This is a genomic window from Streptomyces sp. NPDC058240, from assembly GCF_042882135.1.
Classification (GTDB): domain Bacteria; phylum Actinomycetota; class Actinomycetes; order Streptomycetales; family Streptomycetaceae; genus Streptomyces.
This window is the reverse complement of the sequence record NZ_JBHVWT010000006.1, coordinates 223,328-248,781: the sequence shown is the minus strand read 5'-3', so window position 1 is coordinate 248,781 and position 25,454 is coordinate 223,328. Positions and strand designations below refer to the sequence as shown.

The window sequence follows — 25,454 nt, the reverse complement described above, 5'->3', positions numbered from 1 at the left end:
TCGATGAAGCTGCCCACCGGGGCTCACGGAACCTGGCCGTCGCCGATCGACGCCGCGCTCGCCGCCTCCCACGACGGACGCCCGGAGTACGTCGGCACCGTCGGCGACGAGGTGTGGTGGACGGAGCCGCGCCCCGCCGAGGCGGGCCGCCGCGCCCTGGTCCGCCGCCGGGCGGACGGGGACGCCCAGTGCGTGCTGCCCGCTCCGTGGAACGTACGGAGCCGGGTCATCGAGTACGGCGGACGGCCCTGGGCCGGGACCGCGCGCGCCGAGGGCGGCCCGCTGATCGTCTTCGTCCACTTCGCCGACCAGCGGCTGTACGCCTACGCCCCCGACGGCACCGACGAGCCCTGGCCGCTCACCCCGGTCTCGGCCGTCGGCGGCGGGCTGCGCTGGGCCGACCCGCAGCTCCACCCCGACCGGGGCGAAGTGTGGTGCGTCCTGGAGGAGTTCACCGGCGAGGGCCCCACCGAGCTGCGCCGGGTGATCGCCGCCGTACCCCTGGACGGCTCGGCCGCCGACGACCGCTCCGCCGTACGCGAACTCACCGACGACAGCCGCCGGTTCGTCACCGGGCCGAAGCTCTCGCCCGACGGGCGGCGGGCCGCCTGGATCGCCTGGGACCACCCCCGGATGCCGTGGGACGGCACCGAGGTGATGCTCGCGGACGTCGCCGAGGACGGCACCTTCCACCACCCCCGGGCCTTCGGCGGCGGACCCGAGGAGTCGGTGCCGCAGATCGAGTGGGGCACCGACGGGCAGCTCATCCTCGCCAGTGACCGCAGCGGCTGGTGGAACCTGTACCGCGCCGACCCGCACGGGGGCACGGTCGCGCTCTGCCCCCGCGAGCAGGAGTTCGCCGGACCGCTCTGGAAGATCGGCCTCAGCTGGTTCCGTCCGCTGGACAACGGCCTGATCGCCACCATCCACGGCAAGGGCACCACCACGCTCGGCATCCTCGACCCGCAGACCGGCGAACTGGTCGACGTCGCCGGGCCCTGGACCGAGTGGGCCGAGACGCTCGCCGTGCACGGCAGCCGGGTCATCGGCGTCGCGGCGAGCCCGTACAGCGCGTTCGAAGTGGTGGAGCTGGACACCGCGACCGGCCGCACCCGCGTCATCGGGGCACCGCACCAGGACGCCGTCGACCCCGCGTACTACCCGCGGCCCGAGCAGCGCACCTTCACCGGGCCCGACGGACGCGAGATCCACGCCCACATCTATCCGCCGCGCAGCCCCGACCGGTCCGGCCCCGAGGACGAACGGCCGCCCTACGTGGTCTGGGCGCACGGTGGCCCCACCGGCCATGCCGCACTCGTACTCGACCTGGAGATCGCCTACTTCACCTCGCGGGGCATCGGCGTCGCCGAGGTGAACTACGGCGGCTCCACCGGCTACGGCAGGACCTACCGCAACCGGCTGCGCGAGCAGTGGGGCGTCGTCGACGTCGAGGACTGCGCGGCCGTCGCCGCGGCGCTGGCAGACGAGGGCACGGCCGACCGGCGGCGGCTCGCCATCCGGGGCGGCAGCGCCGGCGGCTGGACCACCGCGGCCTCGCTGACCGGTACCGATGTCTACGCCTGCGGGACGATCATCTATCCCATCCTCGACCTGACGGGCTGGGGCACCGACGAGACCCATGACTTCGAGTCGCAGTACCTGGAGTCCCTGGTCGGCGCGCTCGCCGAAGTCCCGGACCGCTACCGCGAACGCTCGCCGGCCGGCCGCACCGACCGGCTGACCACGCCCTTCCTCCTTCTCCAGGGGCTGGACGACCCGATCTGCCCGCCCGTCCAGTGCGAGCGGTTCCTGGCCGCGCTCGACGGACGCGGCATCCCGCACGCGTATCTCACCTTCGAGGGCGAGGGCCATGGCTTCCGGCGCGCCGACACCATGATCCGCGCACTGGAGGCCGAACTCTCCCTGTACGCACAGACCTTCGGGATCGACCGCACCGACGTACCGCGGCTGGAGCTGAAGAAGTGACCCTCGCACCGCTGACCCGCCCGGCCCGGCTGCGCCCGGGAGCCAGGATCGCCGTCGTGTCACCGAGCGGGCCGGTGCCCGCCGACCGGCTGGAGGCGGGCCTGGACGTACTGCGCGGCTGGGGCCTGGACCCCGTCGAAGCACCGCATGCGCGCCAGGTCCACCCCGAGCTGGACTACCTCGCCGGCACCGACGAGGCGCGGGCCAGGGATCTCCAGGAGGCCTGGTGCGACCCGGCCGTGGACGCGGTGATCTGCGCCCGCGGCGGATACGGCGTGCACCGGATGGTCGACCTGGTCGACTGGGCGGCGATGCGCGCGGCCGGGCCGAAGGTGTTCGTCGGATACAGCGACATCACCGTGCTCCACGAGGCGTTCGCCCGGCGCATGGGGCTCGCCACCCTGCACGGCCCGATGGCCGGCACCGAGACCTTCCTCAAGGACCCGGACACCCAGGAGTCCCTGCGGGCCACCCTGTTCGAGCCCGATTCGGTACGGACCCTCGGCCTGCCCACCGCGCGGGTGCTGGTCCCCGGCAGGGCCCGCGGGATCACCTACGGCGGCTGTGTGAGTCTGCTCGCCGCCGACCTCGGCACCCCGCACGCCCGGACGTCGGCCCGGGGCGGGCTGCTGGTGATCGAGGACACCACCGAGGACCCGTACAGCATCGACCGCATCCTCACCCAGCTGCTGCGGGCCGGGGCGCTCGACGGGGTGTCCGGGGTGGCCTGCGGCTCCTGGGCGGGCTGCGGTCCGTACGAGAAGGTGCGGGCGGTACTCGCCGACCGGCTCGGCCCGCTGGGCGTACCCGTCGTCGAGGAGCTGGGCTTCGGGCACGGACCGACGGCGCTCACGATTCCGCTCGGCGTGCCCGCCGTGCTGGATGCCCCGGCCGACGGCGGTCCCGCCACGCTCACCGTCGAGGTGCCCGCGCTGCGCTGAACGGCGTCGTATCGCAAAGAAGTTGAGCATCGTTCAGAAAACGCCGACCTGAGCGTTGACATCACTATGACACGTGTCACAGCATGAGCGCGGTCCATTGCTTACCGGTCGGTAAGGCGCCCTCGGTGTGGAGGTCTTCGTGTCGCGTGCTGTTTCCCGCCCCCGGTCCGGCTATCGGACGTTCTCCCGGAAGTCGGTCGCCTATGTGGCCGGAGCCGCGCTCGCCGCACCGTTGGTCCTCACCGGTGCGGCGCGGGCGACCGCCGCCGAGGCCGGCCAATACACCATCACCCCGCTGAAGTTCACCCTTCAGGCGGGCGGTCGCTCCTGCACCGTCGATGCCGATCTGTACCGCCCCGCCGGGGTCGACGCACAGCACCCGGCCCCCGCCGTACTCGCCACCAACGGTTTCGGCGGCAGCAAGTCGGACGGCTCGGCCGGCGCCATCGGCAAGGCCTTCGCCTCCCGCGGCTATGTCGGCCTCGTCTACTCCGGCCTCGGCTTCGGCAAGTCGGGCTGTCTCATCACCCTCGACGACCCGGCCATCGACGGCAGGGCGGCCGCCGGGCTCATCGACTTCCTCGCCGGGACCCGCGCCGCCGACGACGGCACCGAGGCCGACTACGTCACCCGGGACGGCAGGGGCGACCCCAGGGTCGGCATGATCGGCGGCTCGTACGGCGGTGCCATCCAGATGGCCACCGCGGCCGTCGACCGGCGCGTCGACGCCCTCGTACCGCTGATCACCTGGAACGACCTGGCGTACGCGCTCGCCCCGAACAACGCCGGTACGCGCAAGGGTGTTTCGTCCGACACCGCCGGGGTCTTCAAGTGGCAGTGGACCAACGGCTTCTATCTGATGGGGGAGGGGCAGACGGTCCTCAACGCGAGCCTCGACCCGTCCCGGTTCAACAACCTCACCTGCCTCCACTTCGCGTCACGGGCCTGCGACACCATCCGGCTGCTCAACTCCGGCCGCTACCCGGCGGACCGGACCGCCGCGATGCTCGACTACGCGCGCAGCGTCTCGCCGGTCGACTACCTCGGCAAGGTCAAGGCACCCACACTGCTCGTCCAGGGCCAGGCCGACAGCCTGTTCAACCTGAACGAGGCCACCGCCACGTACGACACCCTCAAGGCACAGGGCACCACGGCCAAGATGATCTGGCAGGCCTGGGGACACAGCGGTGGGCAGGTGCCCGGCGAACTCGACCTGGGCAAGGGCAACCTGGAGACCAGCTACGTCGGACAGCGGGTCCTCGCCTGGTTCGACCGCTACCTCCAGCACCGGAAGAACACCGACACCGGGCCCGACTTCGCCTACTACCGGGACTGGAAGAGCGGTTACGGCACCGCGGACTCCGTGCCGGCCCTCTCGCAGAAGGTGTACCTGTCCGGCGACGGCAAGCTCGTCGACAACCGGTCCAAGGTCGCCCGGGGCAGCCGTCAGTACGCCAACTGGCTCGTTCCCACCAGCCATTCGGAGAACTCGCTCGCCGGCCTGATCGGACTGCCCGACCCCAAGCCCTATGACACCAAGGGCACCTACCTCGGCTGGACCAGCGCCCCGCTGACGTCCCCCGTCGATGTCGTCGGCGCACCGAAGGCCACCCTGAAGGTGGTCTCGCCGAAGACGGAGCGGGTCCAGAACAGCGGCGACGCCGCCGACAAGCTCGTCCTGTTCGCCAAGGTCTACGACGTCGCCCCGGACGGGAGCAGGACGCTGGTGAACCGGCTGGTCTCCCCGGTGCGGGTGCCGGACGTCACCCGCTCGTTCACCGTGCGGCTCCCGGGCATCGTCCACCGGTACGAAGCCGGACACCGGCTCGAATTCGTGATCGCGGCGAGCGACAGCGCGTACTCGGGCAACCGGGGAATCAAGCCGGTCACGGTGGTCAGCGCCCCGGAGGACACCGGCGTGCTGGAGCTTCCGGTGGTCGGCGGCCGGCTCAAGTGACGCGGCCCGGTCGGGGTCAGGCCGGCCGGGCCTGCCCGGCCCCGACCACCCGCAGATACGCCTGCGCGGAGTCGCGCGTCCGGATCTCGACGGGCAGCAGGATGTGCCGTACCTCGTGCGGACCGTCCGGGTTCCGGATGCGCTGCGCGAGCAGCTCCATCGCCCGGCGGCCCATCTCCCGGGAGGGGAGGCGGGCGGCGGCGACCGTCAGCGGAAGCAGGTCGAAGGGGCCGGCGTCGTCCATGCCGGCGAGTTCGATCTGACCGGGCACCTCGAGGCCGAGGACGGACAGGTCCCGGGCGGCATGCGCCAGGGTGTGGCCGTTGACGCAGAGCAGGACGGTGGGCGGCTCCGGGCGGTCCAGGAAGGCCGAGAGCACCTTGAGCCGCCGCTCGTCGGGGAGCTTGTGATAGGTCGTCAGGGCGGTGAGCTCCGGTGAGACCGGGATGCCGTGGGTGCGCAGCGCCTGGACGTGCCCGGTCAGCCGCTCCGTCACGCTGGTGACGTCGGTCTCGTCCCAGAGCGTGGCGATCCGGCGATGGCCACGCTCGATGAGGTGCTCGGTGAGCCCGAATCCCACCGCGTAGTTGTCGAAGACGACGGCATCGCTGGGGGATTCGGGGTGGTAGCGGTCGATCATGACGACAGGGACGCCGCACCGGGCGAGCTCGGCCAGCGCCGGTGAGTCCGAGTTGCTGTCGACGGGGTAGAGCACCACCCCGCCGGCGCCCGTCTGCAGGGCCAGACGCAGGGACTGCTCCTCCGCCTGCTTAGAGCCCTTGGAGTTCGACAGGAACATCCGCAGCCCCTCCTCGCCGCACACCGACTCGATGCCGTCGAGGACGTCCGACTGGTGCGGGCCGTGCCCGTGCATCACACAGGCGACCGAGCGTTCACGCGCCCCGGCTCCGGCAGCGGCCGGGGGTGAGCTCCGCTCCGCCACGAACGTCCCGCGCCCTCGCTGTCGGACCAAGTACCCCTCGGTGACCAGTTCGTTGAGGGCCCGCACCGCGGTCGTGGAGCTGACGCCGAACCTCTCGCAGACCTCGCGCTGACTGATGAAGGGCTGATCGGGCTCATAGGCACCCCGGTCGATGTCCGCGACAAGATCCCGCTTCACCATCCGGTAGAGCGGTTCCTGGCCGGTGCCGTCGCGCTCGGCCTCGATCATGCTGCCCCCATCGTTCACCGGCTCATTCCCTGACACGTTAACGCGCTAAGGGTAACTCCGGGTCGCCGCTGAGCAGAAGATGCCCCACGGGCCTGGGGTCCAAGTGGTGGGCGGGGACGAACAACGGCATTCCTGGTGTGTTAACTGCACGAACTTCGGCAGCGCTTCAAGCGAGTTCGCCGCGACATCTTTACGCGTTAACGCGCTATTGCTAGCTTCTGCTCAGCCCGATCCGCATCCATGGGAGCCGTGATGACCGAACCCACGCACAGATCACTCAGCAGGCGGACGAGGAGCCGACGGCCGCGATTCGCCGCCCTCGGAGCGGCTGCGCTGATGGTTGTCTCCCTCGCCGCCTGCGGGAGCGGCGGCGAGAGTGGGAAGAGTGCGGACGGCAGGACGGAGATCACCGTCGCGGGCATGCCGCCGACCACTCTTCCGGCCGGCCGGAAGGACTTCCTCGCTCAGGTCAAGGCCTTCGAGAAGGCCAACCCGGACATCAGGATCAAGCCGACCGACGCACTGTGGGACGCCAAGACCTTTCCCGCGCGTCTTGCCTCCGGCCAGCTGGAGACCGTCTTCCGGGTGCCGCTGACCTACCCGCCGGAGATGATCGAACGGCATCAGATCGCTGATCTCAGCAAGGAGATCAAGGAGCTGCCGCACGGAGCGGAGTTCGACAAGCGGCTGCTCGCCCCGGCCACCGGCTCCGACGGGAAGGTGTACGGCATCCCCACCGAGATGTACTCCGTCGGCCTGGTCTACAACCGCGAGTTGTTCACCAAGGCGGGCCTCGACCCCGACAAGCCGCCCACCACCTGGGACGAGTTGCGCACCGACGCCAGGACGATCACGGACCGGACCGGTGTCGCCGGCTTCGGCATGCACACCACCGACAACACCGGCGGCTGGATGCTGACCACCATGACGTACTCCTACGGCGGCCGGATGGAGAAGAAGGCGGACGGCAAACAGATCACGGCCTTCCGGGAGGGCCCGACCGGCAAGGCCCTCGGACTGCTGAAGTCCATGCGCTGGGCCGACGGGTCGATGGGGAAGCAGCACCTGCGTGGCACCGACGACCTGACCCGCGACTTCGCCAGTGGGAAGGTCGCCATGCTGCTGGGTTCGCCCAGCACGTACGGCGCCCATGTCTCCAAGTTCCACGGCAGTCCCGACGCCTACGGACAGGCCCCGCTCCCTTCGGGGGGCGAGAACGCCACCCTCCTCGGCGGCGGTGTCGCCGTCGTCTCGCCGGACGAGGCGCGGCGCAGTGCCGCGGCCAAGTGGATCAACTTCTTCTATCTGAGGACCAAGTACGATCCCGCGCCGGCCGCACAGCGCACCGAGCAGATCGCCGCCGACAAGAACCCCGCCGGAGTCCCCGGCCTGCCCTTCTACGACGCGAAGGTCTCCGGCCCGGCCGCCGCGGCCGAACGCAAGCACTCCAACGTGCCGCTGAAGAACTTCGCCCCCTACCTGAACAGTCTCGGCACGACCGAGTACGTCGTCGAACCACCCGTTGCCGCACAGCAGTTGTACGCGGCACTGGACAGCGCCGTGCAAGCGGTCCTGACCCGGGAGAGCGCCGACCCGGCCGCCGAGCTGGAGAAGGCGGACCGGAGGATCGGCCCGGTCCTCGACCGGTCGCAGCGGTGACGCCGACGCCATGAACGGCCCAGCAGCCCGACAGCTCCACGAGAAGGGACTTCGCGATGTCCGGAGCACCACCGAGAAGAAGGCTCCCCCGGCTGCGCCGCACGCTCACGACGCTTGCCGTCGCGGCCCTGGCAGCAACCCTGTTGCAGGCGCCCGCCGCCGCGCCTGCGCATGCGCAGGCCGCCCGTGCCACGGCCGTACTCGGCGCGCAGCCCGCGTACGAAGGCATCGAACGGGCCTGGCCCGGCGACCGCGACAAGGACCCCGCCCACGCGGTCCGCGAACAAGCGGGGCGAAGCTGCTGGACGATGACGGGTGATCCGTACAACCGGTACCTGTACGTCGACGTGGCGGCCGGTGCCGTCCCGGCCGGGGCGAAGCGGGCCGTGGTCACGGTCGACTACTTCGACGCGGCCGCGGTCGGCATGAACCTCCAGTACGACTCGCAGTCGAACGCCTTCACCGGCACGTCCGGTCTGTCGATGAAGGGCACCGGAACCTGGCAGAGCCACCAGTTCGAACTCGGCGACATCCGGTTCGCCAACCGCGCCAACGGGGCCGACTTCCGGCTCGATGTGCAGGCGACGGCCGAGAACATGCCCCCGGTCTGCTTCAGCCGGATATCCGTCGAGTTCACCGACGCCCCGCTGCTCAACATCACCTCGCGCCGTCTGCTCTTCGCCCAGGGCGCGGACCAGGGCCCGATCACCTTCGCCTCCGCGGCCGACCGGGTCGGCTGGACCATCGGCGACGCGAACGGCGTACCCCTGAAGTCCGGCACGGCGCAGGTCGCGTCGGGCAAGGCCGCCCTCGACATCAAGGATCTCGGCCCCGGCTACTACACGCTCACCGCCACCGCCGACTCCGGCGCCCCGGTGACGCGGACCACCTCGTTCGGCGTCGTCACCCCGGCACCCGCCAAGGATCCCTACTACGCCGTGGCCATGCACTACGGCTGGCAGCCGGGGTGGGAGGACACACTGCTCGATTCCGCCGCCACCGTGGGCTGGAGCGAGGTCAGATCCGATGTCAACTGGTCGGTGGAGAAGCAGAAGGGCGTCTACGACTTCGGCGCCTACCCCCTCGACGCGGGGCTGAAGAACGCGGCGAAGCGCGGCATCAGGACCATGCCGATCCTCGGATACCGCAACCCGCTCTACGACGGCGGCAAGACACCGAGCTCCCCCGAGGGGCTGGCGGCCTTCGCCAGGTTCGGCGCGGCAGCGGCCACTGCCTATGCCCCGTACACCAAGGACTTCTCCGTCTACAACGAGTTCAACGGGACCGGATTCAACGACGGAGCCTGCGGCATCACCGCCAAGTGCTATATCGACATGGCCAAAGCGGTGAAGCAGGCCATGCCGGACGCCAATGTGGTGGGCCCCACCTCGGCCGGCACCCAGCTCGCCTGGCACGACGACTTCATCGCCCGCGGCGGCCTGGACTACCTCGACACCTTCAGCGTCAACTACTACAGCAGCGCGGGGGACGCGCCCGGCACGCCGCCGGAGGAGATCAAGGCACTCGGGGAGTTCACACAGCTGGTGAAGAAGGTCGAGGCGCGCAAGAAGATGCCGATCTGGGTCACCGAGAACGGTTGGCCCACGAACACCGGCGGTTGGAGCGAGACCCAGCAGGCCGACTATCTGATCCGCGCCCAGACGCTGGCCCGCGCGGCCGGTGCCGACAAGTACTTCTGGTACGACATCCTCGACGACGGCGACAACCCCGGCGAACGCGAACACCGCTTCGGCCTGTTCCGCCGCGCCGGGGGCGGCGTCCAAGGGCTGGCCCCCAAGCCCGCCGCCGTCACCAACGCCGTCCTCATCCGCCGGACCGCGGGCAAGCAGCTCGGCGCCCGGGAGAGCGCGGGCGACCCGGTCGTCCACGTCTACCCGTACGGCACCACCACCCGTTCCCTGTGGGCCACTTCGCCCCGCACGGTCTCGGTCCGCACCGACCGGCCCCTGACGCTGACCGATCAGTTCGGCAAGCGGAGCACACTCGTTCCGACGGCCGGGCGCGTCACGCTCGGCCTCGACGGCAGCCCCGTCTTCCTCGAAGGGCCGGTCGCCGGCGTGACGGTCACGAACTCGCCGCTCTCGCTGAGTACGGCCGAGCAGTCGGTCACCGGCGCCGGCCTGAAGGTCACCGTCACCGCGGACCGCACCAAGACGGGCGCACTGCCCCGCCGGCTACCGGTCACGGTCGACGGCGTGCACGGCACGCTGAGGACCAAGCCGGGTGCGAGGACCTCGCTCACGCTGCAGGTGCCCGCCACCGCGACCACCGGCGTACGCGATGTCAGCGCCTCCTTCGGCCGTCGGGCCCTGCTGCGCACCACGACGAAGGTGGTCGAGCCGTACACCGTGACCGGGCGGCCCGACATCAGGAGGACCGGTGGCGGCCTCACCGTGAGGATCACCAACAACGACCCGGAGCGGGCGCTGGCCCCTTCGCCGGTGGGCTGGCGAGTCGGGCCGTGGATGGGCACGATCGCGGATCCGGGCCCGGTCCCGGCCGGGAAGTCGTTCGAGAAGACCGTCGAACTCCCCACCGGGGCCGCTCAGTTCGTGCCCTACGCCTACTCCGTCACGGCCGGCGATGCCGCGGACTCCGGCTCGCTCAGCCTCAGCCCCGTCGAACCCGCGGGTGACACCACCCTCGAACCGACGGACCTGAACTCCGTCGGGAACTGGGCGAGTCTGCGGGGCGGTACCAGGACCGGCCCCGACGATCTCTCCGGGACCGTCCGCTACACCCACACGGACCAGGACCTGATCCTGGACGCGGTCATCAAGGACGACGTGCACAACGCGGACCGGACGGATCCTTCGGCGGCCTGGCAGGTCGACTCCATCCAGTACGACCTCTACTCGGGCTTCCCCGGCACGCCCGACGGCAACCGGGTGGAGGTCGGTGCGGCGCTGCTGCCGAGCGGCCCCGTCGCCTACACCTGGGCCGCCCCGCCGGGGCAGCAGGCCGGGCCCACGCCGGGTGCGGACGTCTCCGTCGTGCGTGACGAGAAGGCCCGGACCACCACCTACCGGCTCGCCGTCCCCTGGACCTCGCTCGGATTCGACCGGCCGCCCACCGGGACGTTCGGACTGTCGTTCCTCGTCAACGACGCCGACGCGGGCACCGGCACCGACGCGCGTGACGGCTACCTCCAATGGGGTGCCGGAGTGGGCGCCTCGCCCAAGAACCCCGCCCTGTTCCGGTCCGTGAGGCTCGTGCGATGACTCTTCTGCTCGCCGGTGCGCACCTGCCCTACCCCCACACCAACGGATTCCACGCCGAGGGCGAACGACTGGTGCTGACCCGGTACTCACCGGCCACCGGCGCCCTCGGGCTCACCAGCGTCCGCTGGCGCGACGAGGAGCGTGCCGCACGCCCGCTGTACGAACCGGAACCCAGCACCACGGGGCCGGAGCAGCTGCTCTGGCCGGATGTGGCCCTGGCCGCCGAACGGGTGGCCTGGGTCTGGAACGGTGCTGTCCACGTCCTCGACCTGGACTCCGGTGCCCCCGAGCGGCTGTACACGGCCGCTCCCGGGCACACCCTGCAGAACCTGTGCTCCCTCACGGCATCGGGGGACCGGGTGGTGGTGATGGAACAGCCCGAGGACCGGGAGGCACCGGTGACCTGCCTGGAGATCTCCGTGTCCACCGGAAAGGCCGACGAACTGTTCGGCAAGGGCTGGTTCGCCAACCACCCGGCCCACAGCCCGCACGACGAGTCATGGCTGACCTTCGCCCACGAGGGGCCCGCCCGGGAGATCCCGGACCGGATCTGGGCCCGGCACCCCACGCGGGCGCCGGAGGGCCGTTGCGTCTTCGAGCAGGCGGTCGACGGCGCCACGCTCGCCGTGGGCCACGAACGCTGGATGTTCCACGACCTGGGCGCCGTGGTGTGCGCGTACGGCGAGAGCGAGGCGGGGCCGCGCGGCCTGTACACGGTCCACCCGGACGGCCGGGCGGCCCGCCTCGTCAGCGAGGGGGAACGGGACTGGCACTGTGACATCAGCCGCGACGGACGGTGGGCCGTCGTCGACACGAGCGGTCCCCACGACGCGACGGGCCGGGGCTGGCAGAACGCGGGACAGGTCTCCGACATCGTGCTCGTCGACGTCGCCACGGGCGCCCGTACGCCCCTGGCCCGGACGGCGGCCGACCGGCACCCCCGGCACCCGCACCCGGTGTTCACGCCCGACGGCACCGCCGTCCTCCACAACCACGGCGATCCGTCGACCGGCGAGGTCGCGGTGGCCCGGGTTTCCGTGCCCCGGGCCGTGCCCTGAGGACCCGTCCCGAGGTACGCGCCCGCCAGGGATTACGGGACAGCCCGTAGGCTGGCGTGATGTCTGGGAGCGACTATCTGGCCGAGGGGCGGCGCACGGCCATCCGCCCCTTCGCACTGGCCGATGCCGAGGAGTTCACCACTCGGGCGCGGGAGAGCCGGGACTTGCACAGCCCCTGGCTCTTCCCGCCCGACGACGCCCGTGCGTACGCCGCCTACGCGGGCCGGCTGATCGACGACCCCACGAGGGCGGGCTTCCTCGTCTGCGAGCGCGGCGGCGGGAGCGGGCCCGCCGACGGGATCGCGGGGTTCATCAACATCAACAACATCGTCACCGGCGCGTTCCGCTGCGGTGCGCTCGGATACGGAGCCTTCGCCCACGCGGCAGGACGCGGCCTGATGGGCGAAGGGCTGGACCTGGTCCTGCGGTACGCCTTCGGGCCGCTCGGTCTGCACCGCCTCGAAGCCAACATCCAGCCCGGTAACGAGGGCTCGCTCGCCCTCGTCCGACGGGCCGGATTCCGTCTCGAAGGCTTCTCGCCGGACTTCCTCTTCATCGACGGAGCCTGGCGCGACCACGAGCGGTGGGCCATCACCGCCGAGATGACCGGCAAGAAGTCCTAGGAAGCCTTTGACGCGGGCCGGGCCCCGCCCACCGCCGCGGACACCAGGGCGCCGGCTTCGGGCCCGGCCTGCACGACCGCGGTGCCGTCCGGCGCCCAGATGCCGGAGCCGCCCGATGTCCGTTCGTACGTTCCGCTCGGGCCCGCCGAGGTGGCCAGCACCGCCCACACCCCATGGGCGAGCGCCGTGCGGCTCATGTGTCCGTCGCGGCGGGCGGCCTGCTCGGGTCCGGGGCCGTAGAGGGTGCTCGCCACATAGGCGTCGATGCCGAGCGCGGCGGTGCCGGCGGCGTGATCGGGAACCGCGGCGTCGTAGCACACCGCAAGCCCCAGCCGATGCCCGTCGACCACCAGGACCTGCGGCTTCTCGCCGGGGGTGAACCGGCCGGACTCCGCGCCGTGCAGCCACATCTTGCCGTACACGCATCGCGCGCCCTGTCCCGTGACGGCCAGGGTGGCAAGGTACTCGCGCCCGTCCGCGGCACGCACCGGCGCCCCGGCCAGGGCCGTCGCCCCCGCCTCGCCACAGGCCGTGACGAGCGGGCGCAGCCGGGGGTCGTCGGGGGACACGGCCTCGGCGGCGAGGTCGTAGCCGGTGAGCGAGAGCTCCGGGAAGACGACCAGCCGAGCCCCCGAACGCAGGACCGCCGCCGCGTGGGCCGCGGAGTTGGCGGCGACGTCGAGAGGAACACAGGCGGGCTGGGCGACGGCGACGGCGACGGTGAGCGGTACGGGGACGTGCACGGGTACTCCGGATCAGCCGGTCGGCCGGGCGTTCCGGGGCGGGCTGCCCCGAAGGCGCGAACAGGGTCGTGGCCAGCCTATCGAGCGGTCTCCGGCCGGTGCGGTCCCGGGCCGTGACCCGGGGCGGGGCGGGGTGGGGCGGTCCGGCAGTGGCCGGGCCTGGCGAACACGGTGATGCGTGCCTGGGTGACCGTCCGGTCGGTGCACTCCTCGAAGAACTCGTCGAGGGTGGCCCGCTTCACCACCTCGCGCGCGTCCGTCTCCAGCGGCCGGCCCGCCAGGTCGCGTACGACCACGATGCGTTCGTCGGCCAGCATGCGCTCCCGGATCCTGTCGGGCGGCAGTTCCCGGCCGGACAGCGTGCCCGACTCGACCGGTGTCCGTTCCAGGGCGAGGTCGGTCAGGGCCCGGAAGTCGTCCGGCCGGGCCAGCGTCCACACCCGCCTGCGGATCGGCGTGAACAGCAGCCCGTCGCCCGGCTCGGCGACCCTTCGGACTGTCCGGGCGATGGCGACGGCGTCGTTCTCGCGGCTCTCCGGCTTCCGCAGCGCGATGCTCACGGGTACGAGCGCGAGGAACACCGCGGCCAGTGCCACCGCACATGTCACACGCCGCACGGTGCCGGCGGACCGGGCCGACCGCCCGAGCCGGTCCAGCATGGAGCCGGTCAGGAGTGCGAGGCCGATCGCCGAGGCCAGGACGTACCGGTCCACGTACAACGGGTGCAGCGGGCTCGTCAGCATCAGCAGCGCGGGGGGCAGGATCAGCAGCGGGAGCGCCAGCTCGGACAACGGAATCGGACCGCGCGAAAGCCGAACGCCGGTCGCGACCCGCGCACCGTGCGAAAGCCGGGGCACGCGGGCGAAGGCGACACCCAGCAGGGCCGTCACGACGAAGCCCAGCACCGCTCCGGCGTCCGGCGGACCGATCCAGTCCACCTGCTCGGACTGCGTGGTGCTGAAGGCGGCCAACGGCAGGAGCCCGGCGAGCACCCCGCCCGCCGCAATGCTCCACGCCCGCCTCACCGGGCGCTCCCGTCGCGCCCGGAAGACGGTCACACCATGGGCAAGAACTATCAGTACGGCCAACTCGTGGAGCAGACAGGCCGTCAGTATCACCGCGCCGTAGGCCACCCAGCCCCTCCGCCGGGGCCGGGAGAGATTGCTGACGAGGAGGTAACTCGCCCAGGTGACCAGGGCGCAGACCAGGGCGTAGGACCGTCCCTCCTGCGCGTACCGCTGCACCGGTGGCAGAAGCGGGAACACCGCGCCCGCCAGCAGACCGGCCCGCGTCGCCCCGAGCCGTTGCCCGATCCTGACGATGCCGACCGCCGCCGCGGCCACCGCCAGCACCGACGGCAGCCGCAGCGCCACCAGGCCGCCGTCCCAGAGGGCGAACACCCCGCGCATCAACAGGTAGTACAGGCCGTGCACCGCATCGATATGGCTCAGGGTGTGCCAGATCTGCGGCACATCGCGGTGTGCCATCGCGTAGGTGACCGCCTCGTCGCCCCACAGGGTGCCCTGGCGGCGGATTCCCCAGAGCCCGACGAGCAGCGCCATCAGGCCCGGGGCCCACGGCGCCCACCGGCGCAGGGGGCTCAGGAACGGCGGCGGGCGGTGTTCCGTTCGCGCGTCGGCGGGGGTGGAGGAGGAGTGCTCGACGAGAGAGATGACGTGCTCCGTCCGGTGGGGGTCTCTCACCCAGTTGATCGACGGTGATCGACTGCTCGTTGATTGAACGACTGGGGGCGGCAGCCGGTCGCGCTCGTCGCACCCACCACGGACCCCTTGCCCGGACCCTTCCACCCCACTGGCCGACCCCGGGTTGAGCAAGTCTTTACCGATGGCTGATTCGGGCTCCTTGCCGAGCTCACGAGCCGTTCCCACAAGGGTTCCGGAGGACGGCACTCCGTACAGGAAGCGGAAAACCGCGGCCGAAAGTAGGAGGGGTGTGCCCCCGCCCAGGTAACGGTCGTGTTGACCGTACGCAATCGCAGGCAGACGCTCGTCATATAGCTGCTAATTACAACTGGTTCTGCCGGGCGGGACCGGATCGGGAGGACGCATATGTGTGGCATCGCCGGCTGGGTCTCCTTCGACCGCGATCTGCGGGCGGCCGAGGAGGTCGCGAAACTGGACGCGATGACGGAGACCATGTCCTGCCGGGGACCCGACGACCGGGGGACCTGGACCGCCGGTCACGCCTCGCTCGGACACCGGCGGCTCGCGATCATCGACCTGCCCGGCGGGCGTCAGCCCATGACCGTCGACACACCCGAGGGGGCGGTCGCCCTCGTCTACTCCGGTGAGGCGTACAACTTCATCGAACTCCGCGGTGAACTGACCGCCCGCGGGCACCGGTTCACCACCGACTCGGACACCGAGGTGGTGCTGCGCGGCTATCTGGAGTGGGGCGAGGCCCTTGCCGAGCGGCTCAACGGCATGTACGCCTTCGCGATCTGGGACGGCCGCCACGACCGGCTCGTCATGATCCGCGACCGGATGGGCGTCAAGCCCTTCTACTACTGGCCGACGCCCGACGGTGTGCTCTTCGGCTCGGAGCCCAAGGCCATCCTGGCCAATCCGCTGGCCAGGCCCCGGGTGACCCTCGACGGGCTGCGGGAGCTCTTCACCGTCGTCAAGACCCCCGGCCACGCCGTGTGGGACGGCATGTACGAGGTGGAGCCCGGCACGGTCGTCACCGTGGACCGCGGCGGCCTGCGCCGGCACGTCTACTGGCGGCTGGAGACCCGCCCGCACCCCGACGACCGGGACACCTCGATCGCCACCGTACGGTCGCTGCTCGACGACATCGTGCGCCGTCAGCTGGTCTCCGACGTACCCCGCTGCATCCTGCTCTCCGGCGGACTCGACTCGTCGGCGGTCACCGCACTCGCCGCCCGGCAGCTCGCCGAGAGCGGCGAGAAGGTCCGCACCTTCGCCGTCGACTTCGTGGGACGCACCGAGAACTTCGTCGCCGACGAGCTCCGCACCACCCCCGACACCCCGTTCGTGCACGACGTGGCCCAGCAGTCGGGCACCCTCCACCGGGACATCGTGCTCGACCCCGACACCCTCGCCGACCCGGAGGTACGGGCCCGGATGATCCGGGCCCGGGACATACCCATGGGCCTCGGCGACATGGACGCCTCGCTCTATCTGCTCTTCCGGGCCATCCGCGAACACTCGACCGTCGCGCTGTCCGGCGAGTCCGCCGACGAGGTCTTCGGCGGCTACCTCCAGTTCTTCGACGAGGAGGCCCGTAGCGCCGACACCTTCCCCTGGCTGGTGCGGTTCGCCGAGCACTTCGGCGAGGACTCGGGCGTGCTCCGCGACGACCTCGGCCGGGCCCTCGATCTGGGGGCGTACGTCCGCGACAGCTACGAGTCCGCCGTCGCCGGCATCGAACGCCTCACCGGCGAGAGCGACTTCGAGTACCGCATGCGCAGGATCTGCCACCTCCACCTGACCCGGTTCGTGCGCGTCCTGCTCGACCGGAAGGACCGCGCCAGCATGGCGGTCGGCCTGGAGGTCCGGGTGCCCTTCTGCGACCACCGGCTCGTCGAGTACGTCTACAACGCGCCCTGGGCCATCAAGTCCTTCGACGGCCGGGAGAAGAGCCTGCTGCGCGAGGCCACCGCGGATGTGCTGCCCCGGTCGGTGTACGACAGGACCAAGAGCCCCTATCCGTCGACCCAGGACCCCAAGTACGCCATCGCCCTGCAGGGGTACGCCCGCGAACTGCTCGCCCGCCCGGACCACCGCGTGTTCGACATGGTCGACCGCGACCGGCTCCGCAGGGCAGCCGACCACCACGCGCCCCAGGTCACCTCGGCGTCCCGCCGCGGCCTGGAACGCACCCTGGACCTCGCCATGTGGCTGGATCTGTACGAGCCCGAACTGATCCTCGGCTGAACACGCCGCCGTCGGCAGGCGCGCCGGACGACGGCTCGACAGGTGGCGCGTCCGGGTTCGCGTCGGTCGAAGCAGGCGCCCACTTCGGTGGTGACAGAGCCACGGTCTCAGGGAACACGTCCGCGCGGATCTGCACCGAGCACGACTACACCGGTGACTGCCGCTGCCTGGACAAGGGCGAGTACGACGACTCGTACCGACCGGCGGGGGAGTCGTCGAGCAGCGCCAGGCCCATGGGGGTCAGCGCATGCCGCTCGGAGTTGCGCTGACGGCTGCTGGAGATCAGACCGGCATCGCGCAGCACGGCCGCGTGCTCGCTCGCCGAGGACAGTGAAACCCTTGCCCGCCGGGCCAGTTCGCCGGTCGTGCAGCTACGGTCGGGGACTCCAGTACGGCTGCCGGGGTGTGCCCGAGCAGCCGTGCGAGGGCCTCCAGGCGTGCGCGTGCCGACGTGGTGAGTGTCGCGGACGGCGGGTCCGCGATCCTTGCCGGGTAGACGAGGGTCGGCGGCAGCGAGTCGTCGGCCAGCGCGACAGGGGTCCGATGGCAGAAGTACGACGGGATCAGCAGCAGACCCCGGCCCCGCAGGTGCACTTCCTGGTCGACCGGATAGTCCGCCTCCAGCACTGGCGGCCGCCAGCGCATGAGGGGTCCGAAGGTCTTGAGCATCTCCTCGGTGCCATGGGCACACTGGGTCCGGGCCCGCCAGGTGCGGTCGGAATCGACCTGGGTGACGAGACGCGGGCCACTACGACTGGACCACGCTGCAGCGCATGGTCGATGCGGCCGAACGGAAGCGGCTGCCCGTGCTGTTCACCATCGCGGGCACCCCGCTGTGGGCGGCCGAGAACGGGCGCAGGTCCGGGTACCGCGACTCGCTCGCCTCGCCCCCGGACGACCTCGCCGTATGGGACCGCTTCATCGAGAAGCTCGTCACGCGCTATCGGGGCCGTATCGAGGCGTACGAGCTGTGGGACTACCCGAGCCACCGGCTGCACTACGCCGGGACCGTCCGGACCCTTGCGGAGATGGTCGAGCGCGCGGCCCGGATCATCCGCCGGGTCGATCCGGCGGCCACGGTCGTCTGTCCGTCCTTCGGGGAGCTCAGGCAACAGCGCGGTGAGCGGCTGCTGCGGGAGTTCGCACGTACGGGCGCCTTCGAGCGGTGTGATGCGGCGGCTCTGAAGATGCCGCCGCGCAGGGCCGACGGGCCTCCCGAGGAGATCATCGACCTCGCCGAGAGTGTGCAGCGCACGCTCTTCGAGGAGGAACAGTCCGATGTCGCGCTGTGGAACACGGGCCCCGACAGGAGCGTCGCCGTGACCGCGCCGCTCAGCGCCCGGCGTGCCCGCGACTACGCGGTGCGTTTCTACCTGTCCGGGCTCTACGCCCGGAACTTCGGGATCCGGCGGATGTATTTCTACAGCTGGGGCAGCTCGACGGTGCCCCTCGTGGTGCAGCCGGTGGGAGGCCCTCCGACCGAGGCGGGGCGCCGCATCGCACGGCTGCAGCGGTGGCTGGACGACGCCCGGATCGTGTCCTGCGGCCGTGGAACCCGGATGGGCCTCGCGCGGAGCGCGTACCTGTGCCGCTTCGCGCGCGACGGCGTGGAGCTGTCCGTGTACTGGACCACGGCAGGGCGGACCGAGGTGTCCCTGCCCGACGGCGCGGGCGCGTACCGGCTGAGTCGCATGGACGGGAGTACAGCCGACGTCCGCGGTGGCGCCCGGATCAGCTTCGGCGAGGAGCCGCTGCTCGTGGAGTCCCGCGCGATGTCGTCCGGGCGGAGTTGAAGGCCGGGTGACCACACCGCAACCCTCTTCGGGCTGCGCCGAAACACGTTGTCCGCACTGCGACCGCCCCTGAGCCTGGGACTGTGCCGCTGCTCACTCGGCGGCGGTAGCCGGTTCCCGGCCCACTCAGGGAGAACTCATGCAATTTCGTATTCCGTTTCCAGCGCGGTGTCATGCGTATCTGAAGAGCGCGGTCGCCGCCGCCGCCGTGTTCGGCGCGGTCGTGCTCCCGGCCGCGCCCGCCCAGGCGGACATGCGTACCGCCGCCTCCTGGCAGTGCGACGGCGGCCGGGTGAATGTGCCGAGCAACCCGGACTTCTACACCGCATGGTGACAAGAAGGGCAGCTCGTCGGTCCGGGTCGATTTCACCCCTGCCGCCGGGGACCGCAAGGAGTATCTGGATGTCCAGGACCACTTCGGCAACGGCCGAAAGACCGTCGCGTACCTGAGCGTCAAGGGCGAGGGAGTGGCGCGCTTCACCACCGGACGCTACACACGGGACTACCCCGAGGGACGCGACGTCGCTCTCATGGTCTGCACCTCGGGCTCCGCCAAGGCGGTCTGCTCGGACTGGGAGGACGGCGGCACCACCTGACCGCACCGAGCCCGCCGTCTCACCGGCCCTTGTAATTGATCTTCATCGTGTCCATGTCGGTCACCGTGGACCGCAGCGCGCCATGGCCGTACCCCTGCTCGTTCAGGTAGGTCTCCGCGCGGTCCTCGGCGATCGCGGCCGCCATCTCCTCGCCGTCGTCGGCGTCGGAGACGACCTCGTACCGGAAGCTGAAGTGCTTGAGCACACGGTCGTACGCGAGCGAGCCCTCCTCGGTGAACTGCATCGCGCTCAGGCCGTGTCCGTCCACCTCGGACAGCAGCCGGGCGCGGGCCCCGTCCGTCAGGCCGTCCCAGGTGCCGCGCACGATCACTCGGTAGGTGTGCTGCGTGCTCATCGTGTCCCGCTCCGCGTTCCGTACGTGTGTGCCGCATCGGCCACTCTCATGAACCGTCGGGGGCCAAGGTTACGGCGGTACGGGCGGGGCGCATCCGAATTATCGGGCGGCACCGGAGGCGGGCCGCGGGCCGTCCCCGTGGTCTTTGCCGAAGTCTGGTGGCAATGCCCCTGGCCGGGACGTTGTCCAGCGTGTTCCATGGTCATCGGGGGCGCCCGGACCTGCGGCGGCCCGTGCGAGGGAGTGAGGTTGCCTTGGCCACGACCGTACGACGCGCTGTACTGACTCTGCCCGCCGCACCACTGGGCCCGGAGAATCCGCTGCCCGCGCTGCGGCCGCTCGACGAGATGCATGTGGTCGACGAACGCGACCGGGCCGCACTGCCACGTGACATGGCACGCCAGATCGGCTATCGGCCACTGGCCACCGTGCTGCCGGTGCGCATCCTCGACGGGTACCGGCGTGAGCGCACCCCCACCGGACTCGACGCGATCGTCATCGAGAACGACCGGCTGCGGGCCACCGTCCTGCCCGGACTCGGCGGCCGCATCCACTCCCTCCACCACAAGCCGACCGGCCGCGAACTTCTCTACACCAACCCCGTGCTCCAGCCCGCCGACTTCGCGCTCAACGGCGCCTGGTTCTCCGGCGGCATCGAGTGGAACATCGGCGCCACGGGCCACACCACGCTGTCCTGCGCCCCGCTCCACGCGGCCCGCGTACCCGCGCCAGACGGGGGCGAGATGGTCCGCCTCTGGGAGTGGGAGCGACTGCGCGACCTGCCGTTCCAGGTGGATCTCTGGCTGCCCGAGGACTCCGACTTCCTGCACGTCGGCGTACGGATCCGCAATCCCCACGAGCACACCGCACCCGTGTACTGGTGGTCCAACATCGCCGTGCCCGAAGGCGAACGCACCCGCGTCCTGGCCCCCGCCGACGAGGCATGGCACTTCGGGTACCAACGAACCCTGACCCGGGTCCCGGTCCCTGTGACCGGCTCCGTCGACCGTACGTACCCGCTGCGCGGCGACTTCCCCGCCGACTACTTCTACGAGGTGCCCGACGGCGCCCGCCGCTGGATAGCCTCGCTCGACCAGGACGGCCACGGACTCGTCCAGACGTCGACCGACCTGCTGCGCGGCCGGAAGCTGTTCCTCTGGGGCAGCGGCGCGGGCGGGCGGCGCTGGCAGGAGTGGCTCACCGAGCCCGGCACCGTCGGATACGCCGAGATCCAGGCCGGACTGGCCCGCACCCAGCTGGAGCACGTCCCCCTCGAACCGGGTGCCGAGTTCAGCTGGCTGGAGTCGTACGGGCCGCTGTCCGCGGACCCGCTCGCCGTGCACGGCGAGGACTGGGCGGCGGCCCGAGCCGAGACCGAACAGCGGCTCGCCGAGGCGCTGTCGCGCACCGACGTCGAGGCCGCCTACGTCGCCTGGCGCCCCTGCGCCGACACCGAACCCGGCGAGTCGCTCGCCACCGGCTCGGGCTGGGGCGCGCTGGAGGTCCGGCGGGGCAAGTACGAGCTTCCCGGCACACCGTTCGCCGACTCAACCCTCGGCGAACAGCAGCGGCCCTGGCTGGAGTTGCTGGACCAGGGCACCTTTTCCGAGCCGCGCAGGGCGGCCCCGCCCGGCCCCTCCCTGGTCTCCCCGCACTGGCGCGACATGCTGGAGACGGCTCCCGCCGAGCCCCTCACCGAGTACCACCTGGGCGTCGCCCAGTGGCACGCCGGTGACCGCGCCCAGGCGGTCCGCAGCTGGGAGCGCGGACTGGCACTCGCCCCCTCGCGCTGGCCGCTGCTGCGGTGCCTCGCCGTCGCCGCCGAGGAGGGCCGCCAGTGGGACCGGGCCGCGGACCTCTACGGCGAGGCGTTCGACGACCTGTGCGCGGAACGCCGCGACGGCGGCGAGGCCTGGACGGCGGCCTCGGCGGCGCTGGGCCGGGAGGCGATGGAGGCGCTGCTGACGGCCGGGCGCCCGGCAGCGGTCCGGGCCGTATGGGCCGCCCTGCCTCCGGCGGTCCGGCAGCGCGGCCGGTTCCGCCTGCTGGAGGCACGGCTGCTGATCGCCGAGGGCGACCTGACCGCCGCCCGGACCGTCTTCGACGAGGGCTTCGAGGTCGAGGATCTGCGCGAGGGCGCGGAGATCCTGGACGAGGTATGGGCCCTACTCACGGACGAGCCGCTGCCCGATGCGTACAACTACCGGATGCGTCCCAAGAGTTGAGGGGGCCTGTCCGCCCCGGACGCCCTTGCCCGCGCCGGTCCGGGTCTGCTCTCAGCGGCCCGGTCCGGACGGCAGGGTCCGGTCGACGTACTCGAAGACCGAACCGTCCGGGTGCACGGCGATCAGGTTCCGGCCGACCGGCGTCGGTACCGGTCCGGCGAGGATCCGGGCACCGACGCGGGCGAGGGCGGCGTGCGCGTCGTCGACGTCCTTGACCGCGATCGTCGCCGTCACCTTGCGCAGGATCTCCAGCTCCGCCTCCGGGCCGCTCATCAGGAGGAAGCAGCTGATCGCGGCGACCGAGACCCCGCCGCGCTCGAAGCGGAGCGCCGAGCTGCCTGTGAGGTCCTCGTAGAAGGCCACCGCGGCCTCCAGGTCGTCGACGCAGATGCGGAGCGTGGTTCCCAGAATGTCCATGCCCGCAAGGGTAGTTGGCGGCACATCGGCGCGTGATCGATTCGGGGAGGGGCGCGGCGGAGCCCGCGGTCACAGCCGCCGGGAGGGCCGCGGAGTCCGCCGCGGGCTCAGGCCCGGCAGAGCACCTCGCCGTGCGGGACCATGAACCAGGCGTCGTCCCGCGTGCCCCACTCGCGCCACGCGGCGGCGATCCCCGACAAGTCCTCGGTGCCGGCACGGCCGCCGGCGGTGGCCATCTCCGCGTACGCCGAGCCGACCGTGCGGTCCGCCCACATGCCGCTCCACCAGGCCCTGCTCTCCGGGGTGGCGAAACACCAGTTGGCGGCGGTCGGGGTGATGTCGGTGAAGCCGGCCCGGCGCGCCCAGGACAGCAGCCGGCGGCCCGCGTCCGGCTCGCCGCCGTTGGCTCGGGCGACCCGGCGGTACAGGTCCAGCCAGTCGTCCAGGCCGGGAACCTCCGGGTACCAGGCCATCGCCGCGTAGTCGCTGTCGCGGGCCGCGACGATGCCGCCGGGGCGGCAGACGCGCCGCATCTCGCGCAGTGCCTGCGCCGGGTCGCCCACGTGCTGGAGCACCTGGTGGGCGTGGACGACATCGAAGGAGTCGTCGGGAAAGTCCAGGGCGTGCACGTCGGCGGTGGTGAATTCGACGTTGTCCAGCCCGCGTTCGGCCGCGACGCCCGCCGCCTGGGACAGGATCTGCTCGGTGGTGTCGACGGCGGTCACCCGGCCGGGAGCGACCAGCGCGGCCAGGTCCGCGGTGATGGTGCCGGGGCCGCAACCGACGTCCAGCACGGTCAGGCCGGGGCGGAGTTCGTCGATCAGATAGGCCGCGGAATTGGCGGCGGTGCGCCATCGGTGCGAGCGCAGCACCGACTCGTGGTGGCCGTGGGTGTAGACGGCGGTCTCCTTCGGCATGGCCGTGCATCCTTTCTCGGAACGCGGCTGGAAACGTCTCGGAACACGGCGGAGACGCGAGCCGCGAAGCGCTGATCGGTACCGTCACCGTACGCCGCAGTGTCGAATGATGAGATACATGTCTTGCTATATGGACGAGTTGCGTTCGCGCCCCGGCTCCGGGCCGGGGAGGGTGAACGCATGGCATCCGTCTCCGCAAGTGAACTCCTCGACCGCCACGGCGAGGCGCTCCGGCTCTTCACCGACCGGGTGCACGCGGTGCGCGAGGACCAGTGGTCCGCACCGACCCCGTGCACCGAGTGGACCGTCCGTGAGCTGGTCGCCCATCTCACCTCCGAACAGCTCTGGGTGGTGCCGCTGGTCACCGGGGGCCGCACCGTCACCGATGTCGGTGACGCCTTCGACGGCGATGTGCTGGGCGACGACCCCGTGACCGCCTGGGACCGGGCGGCGGACGGGGCGCGCAGGGCGTTCGAGGCGCCGGGCGCCCTGGAGCGGACGGTGAACCTCTCGTACGGGGACAGCGCCGCCGACGCCTACTGTGCGCAGATGGTGGCCGACGTCGTGGTCCACGCCTGGGACCTGTCCCGGGCGATCGGTGCCGACGAGCGGCTGCCCGCCCGGCTGGTCGAGTTCGCGCGCCGTGAGGTCGGACCGTACGCGAAGGACCTCTCGCAGAGCGGTCTGTTCGCCGCACCCCTCGACACCGCGGCGGACGCCGACCCGCAGGCGCGGCTGCTCGCACTGCTCGGCCGACGGGCCTGAGGTCACCCGCGGCCGGGTGGCGTTGCCGGGCCAAATGCCACGCGAAAAAGATTAGTGTGGGTTCGATATTCCGGTCACGAGAGGCAGAAGTGAACGCACCGTATCTGGACGTGGCCGTACATGAGCAGGCCGAGCTCGGCGAGGGCCCGACCTGGGACCCGGTCACCGGCCGGCTGATCTGGGTCGACATCGTCTCCGCGCGCGTGCACACCTACGACCCGGTGAGCGGCCGCCGTACGGTGATGGCGACCGAACAGCACGTCGGGGCGGCCAAGCCGCGCGCCGGCGGCGGACTCGTGGTCAATCTGCGCGACGGCATCGGCCTGTACGACCCGGACGGCGCCTTCCACTGGCTGGTCCACGACCCGGAGCCGGGCCGGCGCGGCAACGACGCGGCGGTCGCGCCGGACGGGGCGCTGTGGGCGGGCACCATGCGCTACGACGGAGCCGCCGACGGGGGCAGCCTCACCCGCGTCGCGGCCGACGGCGCGGTGACCCCCGTGCTGCCCGCCGTGGCATGCGCCAACGGCATCGGGTGGAGCCCGGACGGCCGGCTGATGTACTTCATCGACACACCCACGCGCCGGATCGACGTCTTCGACTTCGACGGCGAACACGCCGTGAACCGGCGCCCGTTCGCCACCGTCGAGGACGGCGCGGGATTCCCCGACGGGCTGACGGTCGACGCCGAAGGTGCCGTCTGGGTCGCCCTGTGGGACGGTGCGGCGGTGCGCCGGTACACGGCCGACGGCGCCCTGGACCGGATCGTCGCACTGCCGGTACGGCGTCCGACCGCCTGCGCCTTCGGCGGCAGCGACCTGAGCGACCTCTACATCTCGACGGCCCGCACGGGGCTCGCCGCCCCGCACCCGCTGTCCGGATCGCTGCTGGTACTGCCGGACGCGGGGCGCGGAATGCCCCAGGTTGCCTTCACGGGCTGATCCCGCCTCACCTGCCGGTCACCGCCGCGGCCGCTCCTCCTTCGTCTGGCGCGGGCAGTCGAAACCTCGCCCCAAAAACACCTAATGCAAAGCAAAGCGAAAAGAGAGATAGGAGGCAGCGAAAGAGGGCCAAGGCTGCCTGGCACAT

22 protein-coding genes are annotated in these 25,454 nt (G+C 71.5%); 14 read left to right on the top strand and 8 right to left on the bottom strand.

What is annotated here, in order from left to right:
- The first annotated feature begins 3 nt into the window (after positions 1–3).
- The 3 genes from ACFVX4_RS14960 (at position 4) to ACFVX4_RS14950 (ending at position 4,884) form a co-directional block, all read left to right on the top strand.
- The gene (locus ACFVX4_RS14960) at positions 4–1,986 is read left to right on the top strand and encodes an LpqB family beta-propeller domain-containing protein (protein ID WP_389976386.1); all 1,983 of its coding nucleotides are present in this window, start codon (positions 4–6) and stop codon (positions 1,984–1,986) included.
- Positions 1,983–2,927 (top strand): LD-carboxypeptidase, encoded by a 945-nt coding sequence (locus ACFVX4_RS14955; protein WP_389976383.1) that lies wholly within the window; start codon positions 1,983–1,985, stop codon positions 2,925–2,927. Before ACFVX4_RS14960 ends, ACFVX4_RS14955 begins: the two co-directional genes overlap by 4 nt.
- A 127-nt stretch (positions 2,928–3,054) precedes the next feature.
- A complete protein-coding gene (locus ACFVX4_RS14950; RefSeq protein WP_389976380.1) occupies positions 3,055–4,884 on the top strand; it encodes a CocE/NonD family hydrolase in 1,830 nt (609 codons plus the stop codon).
- Between the two features lie 16 nt (positions 4,885–4,900).
- On the opposite strand, the gene ACFVX4_RS14945 is transcribed toward ACFVX4_RS14950, so the two are convergent.
- A complete protein-coding gene (locus ACFVX4_RS14945; RefSeq protein WP_389976377.1) occupies positions 4,901–6,073 on the bottom strand; it encodes a LacI family DNA-binding transcriptional regulator in 1,173 nt (390 codons plus the stop codon).
- 318 nt (positions 6,074–6,391) lie between these two features.
- On the opposite strand from ACFVX4_RS14945, the gene ACFVX4_RS14940 reads away from it, so the two are divergent.
- The 4 genes from ACFVX4_RS14940 to ACFVX4_RS14925 are packed head-to-tail and all read left to right on the top strand — an operon-like array spanning position 6,392 to position 12,637.
- Complete coding sequence (locus tag ACFVX4_RS14940; RefSeq protein WP_389976374.1) at positions 6,392–7,714, top strand: ABC transporter substrate-binding protein; 1,323 nt, start codon at positions 6,392–6,394, stop codon at positions 7,712–7,714.
- A gap of 56 nt (positions 7,715–7,770) precedes the next feature.
- Positions 7,771–10,956: a hypothetical protein gene (locus ACFVX4_RS14935; RefSeq protein WP_389976371.1), complete on the top strand. Its 3,186-nt coding sequence runs from the start codon at positions 7,771–7,773 to the stop codon at positions 10,954–10,956.
- A complete protein-coding gene (locus ACFVX4_RS14930) occupies positions 10,953–12,014 on the top strand; it encodes an oligogalacturonate lyase family protein (RefSeq protein ID WP_389976368.1) in 1,062 nt (353 codons plus the stop codon). Before ACFVX4_RS14935 ends, ACFVX4_RS14930 begins: the two co-directional genes overlap by 4 nt.
- Before the next feature lie 59 nt (positions 12,015–12,073).
- Positions 12,074–12,637 carry a GNAT family N-acetyltransferase gene (locus ACFVX4_RS14925; RefSeq protein WP_389976365.1) on the top strand — a complete coding sequence of 188 codons (564 nt, stop codon included), beginning with the start codon at positions 12,074–12,076 and terminating at the stop codon, positions 12,635–12,637.
- Here the strand turns inward: ACFVX4_RS14925 and ACFVX4_RS14920 are convergent.
- Both ACFVX4_RS14920 and ACFVX4_RS14915 read right to left on the bottom strand, forming a co-directional pair.
- Positions 12,634–13,380 carry a carbon-nitrogen hydrolase family protein gene (locus tag ACFVX4_RS14920; RefSeq protein ID WP_389976363.1) on the bottom strand — a complete coding sequence of 249 codons (747 nt, stop codon included), beginning with the start codon at positions 13,378–13,380 and terminating at the stop codon, positions 12,634–12,636. The genes ACFVX4_RS14925 and ACFVX4_RS14920 overlap by 4 nt on opposite strands.
- Before the next feature lie 77 nt (positions 13,381–13,457).
- Positions 13,458–15,083 (bottom strand): glycosyltransferase family 39 protein, encoded by a 1,626-nt coding sequence (locus ACFVX4_RS14915; RefSeq protein WP_389976360.1) that lies wholly within the window; start codon positions 15,081–15,083, stop codon positions 13,458–13,460.
- A 366-nt stretch (positions 15,084–15,449) separates the two neighbouring features.
- On the opposite strand from ACFVX4_RS14915, the gene asnB reads away from it, so the two are divergent.
- On the top strand, positions 15,450–17,297 hold the full coding sequence (gene asnB / locus ACFVX4_RS14910) for an asparagine synthase (glutamine-hydrolyzing) (protein WP_389976358.1): 1,848 nt from the start codon (positions 15,450–15,452) through the stop codon (positions 17,295–17,297).
- A gap of 145 nt (positions 17,298–17,442) precedes the next feature.
- Here the strand turns inward: asnB and ACFVX4_RS14905 are convergent, their stop codons facing one another.
- Positions 17,443–17,601 carry a hypothetical protein gene (locus ACFVX4_RS14905; RefSeq protein WP_389976356.1) on the bottom strand — a complete coding sequence of 53 codons (159 nt, stop codon included), beginning with the start codon at positions 17,599–17,601 and terminating at the stop codon, positions 17,443–17,445.
- On the bottom strand, positions 17,580–17,966 hold the full coding sequence (locus tag ACFVX4_RS14900) for a hypothetical protein (protein WP_389976354.1): 387 nt from the start codon (positions 17,964–17,966) through the stop codon (positions 17,580–17,582). Before ACFVX4_RS14900 ends, ACFVX4_RS14905 begins: the two co-directional genes overlap by 22 nt.
- Positions 17,967–18,070: 104 nt before the next feature.
- On the opposite strand from ACFVX4_RS14900, the gene ACFVX4_RS14895 reads away from it, so the two are divergent.
- The 3 genes from ACFVX4_RS14895 (at position 18,071) to ACFVX4_RS14885 (ending at position 19,686) form a co-directional block, all read left to right on the top strand.
- A complete protein-coding gene (locus ACFVX4_RS14895) occupies positions 18,071–19,090 on the top strand; it encodes a hypothetical protein (RefSeq protein ID WP_389976351.1) in 1,020 nt (339 codons plus the stop codon).
- A 139-nt stretch (positions 19,091–19,229) separates the two neighbouring features.
- Positions 19,230–19,424 carry a hypothetical protein gene (locus tag ACFVX4_RS14890; protein WP_389976348.1) on the top strand — a complete coding sequence of 65 codons (195 nt, stop codon included), beginning with the start codon at positions 19,230–19,232 and terminating at the stop codon, positions 19,422–19,424.
- On the top strand, positions 19,387–19,686 hold the full coding sequence (locus ACFVX4_RS14885) for a hypothetical protein (RefSeq protein ID WP_389976345.1): 300 nt from the start codon (positions 19,387–19,389) through the stop codon (positions 19,684–19,686). The genes ACFVX4_RS14890 and ACFVX4_RS14885 overlap by 38 nt, the downstream gene beginning before the upstream one ends.
- 19 nt (positions 19,687–19,705) lie before the next feature.
- Here the strand turns inward: ACFVX4_RS14885 and ACFVX4_RS14880 are convergent, their stop codons facing one another.
- Positions 19,706–20,041 (bottom strand): DUF6204 family protein, encoded by a 336-nt coding sequence (locus ACFVX4_RS14880; protein ID WP_389976343.1) that lies wholly within the window; start codon positions 20,039–20,041, stop codon positions 19,706–19,708.
- A gap of 254 nt (positions 20,042–20,295) precedes the next feature.
- On the opposite strand from ACFVX4_RS14880, the gene ACFVX4_RS14875 reads away from it, so the two are divergent.
- Complete coding sequence (locus ACFVX4_RS14875; RefSeq protein WP_389976340.1) at positions 20,296–22,266, top strand: DUF5107 domain-containing protein; 1,971 nt, start codon at positions 20,296–20,298, stop codon at positions 22,264–22,266.
- 51 nt (positions 22,267–22,317) lie between these two features.
- Here ACFVX4_RS14875 and ACFVX4_RS14870 read toward each other — a convergent pair whose 3' ends face one another.
- Positions 22,318–22,683 carry a VOC family protein gene (locus ACFVX4_RS14870; protein WP_385333370.1) on the bottom strand — a complete coding sequence of 122 codons (366 nt, stop codon included), beginning with the start codon at positions 22,681–22,683 and terminating at the stop codon, positions 22,318–22,320.
- 107 nt (positions 22,684–22,790) lie between these two features.
- On the bottom strand, positions 22,791–23,600 hold the full coding sequence (locus ACFVX4_RS14865; RefSeq protein WP_389976337.1) for a methyltransferase domain-containing protein: 810 nt from the start codon (positions 23,598–23,600) through the stop codon (positions 22,791–22,793).
- Positions 23,601–23,780: 180 nt separating this feature from the next.
- Here ACFVX4_RS14865 and ACFVX4_RS14860 point away from each other — a divergent pair, with 180 nt between their 5' ends.
- Together ACFVX4_RS14860 and ACFVX4_RS14855 are read left to right on the top strand one after the other, a co-directional pair.
- Entirely contained in the window at positions 23,781–24,365 is a 585-nt protein-coding gene (locus tag ACFVX4_RS14860) for a TIGR03086 family metal-binding protein (protein ID WP_389976334.1), read from the top strand.
- A gap of 89 nt (positions 24,366–24,454) precedes the next feature.
- Positions 24,455–25,306: an SMP-30/gluconolactonase/LRE family protein gene (locus tag ACFVX4_RS14855; protein ID WP_389976331.1), complete on the top strand. Its 852-nt coding sequence runs from the start codon at positions 24,455–24,457 to the stop codon at positions 25,304–25,306.
- Positions 25,307–25,454 lie beyond the last annotated feature (148 nt).

What these genes read in the sequence shown, in the direction of transcription:
- ACFVX4_RS14865 (WP_389976337.1), bottom strand. Translation starts at nt 23,600, where the DNA reads ATGCCGAAGGAGACCGCCGTCTACACCCACGGCCACCACGAGTCGGTG.
- asnB (WP_389976358.1), top strand. Translation starts at nt 15,450, where the DNA reads ATGTGTGGCATCGCCGGCTGGGTCTCCTTCGACCGCGATCTGCGGGCG.
- ACFVX4_RS14870 (WP_385333370.1), bottom strand. Translation starts at nt 22,683, where the DNA reads ATGGACATTCTGGGAACCACGCTCCGCATCTGCGTCGACGACCTGGAG.
- ACFVX4_RS14895 (WP_389976351.1), top strand. Translation starts at nt 18,071, where the DNA reads ATGGTCGATGCGGCCGAACGGAAGCGGCTGCCCGTGCTGTTCACCATC.
- ACFVX4_RS14880 (WP_389976343.1), bottom strand. Translation starts at nt 20,041, where the DNA reads ATGAGCACGCAGCACACCTACCGAGTGATCGTGCGCGGCACCTGGGAC.
- ACFVX4_RS14900 (WP_389976354.1), bottom strand. Translation starts at nt 17,966, where the DNA reads ATGCTCAAGACCTTCGGACCCCTCATGCGCTGGCGGCCGCCAGTGCTG.
- ACFVX4_RS14860 (WP_389976334.1), top strand. Translation starts at nt 23,781, where the DNA reads ATGGCATCCGTCTCCGCAAGTGAACTCCTCGACCGCCACGGCGAGGCG.
- ACFVX4_RS14885 (WP_389976345.1), top strand. Translation starts at nt 19,387, where the DNA reads ATGTGCCGAGCAACCCGGACTTCTACACCGCATGGTGACAAGAAGGGC.
- ACFVX4_RS14890 (WP_389976348.1), top strand. Translation starts at nt 19,230, where the DNA reads ATGCAATTTCGTATTCCGTTTCCAGCGCGGTGTCATGCGTATCTGAAG.
- ACFVX4_RS14935 (WP_389976371.1), top strand. Translation starts at nt 7,771, where the DNA reads ATGTCCGGAGCACCACCGAGAAGAAGGCTCCCCCGGCTGCGCCGCACG.
- ACFVX4_RS14925 (WP_389976365.1), top strand. Translation starts at nt 12,074, where the DNA reads ATGTCTGGGAGCGACTATCTGGCCGAGGGGCGGCGCACGGCCATCCGC.
- ACFVX4_RS14960 (WP_389976386.1), top strand. Translation starts at nt 4, where the DNA reads ATGAAGCTGCCCACCGGGGCTCACGGAACCTGGCCGTCGCCGATCGAC.
- ACFVX4_RS14940 (WP_389976374.1), top strand. Translation starts at nt 6,392, where the DNA reads ATGGTTGTCTCCCTCGCCGCCTGCGGGAGCGGCGGCGAGAGTGGGAAG.
- ACFVX4_RS14930 (WP_389976368.1), top strand. Translation starts at nt 10,953, where the DNA reads ATGACTCTTCTGCTCGCCGGTGCGCACCTGCCCTACCCCCACACCAAC.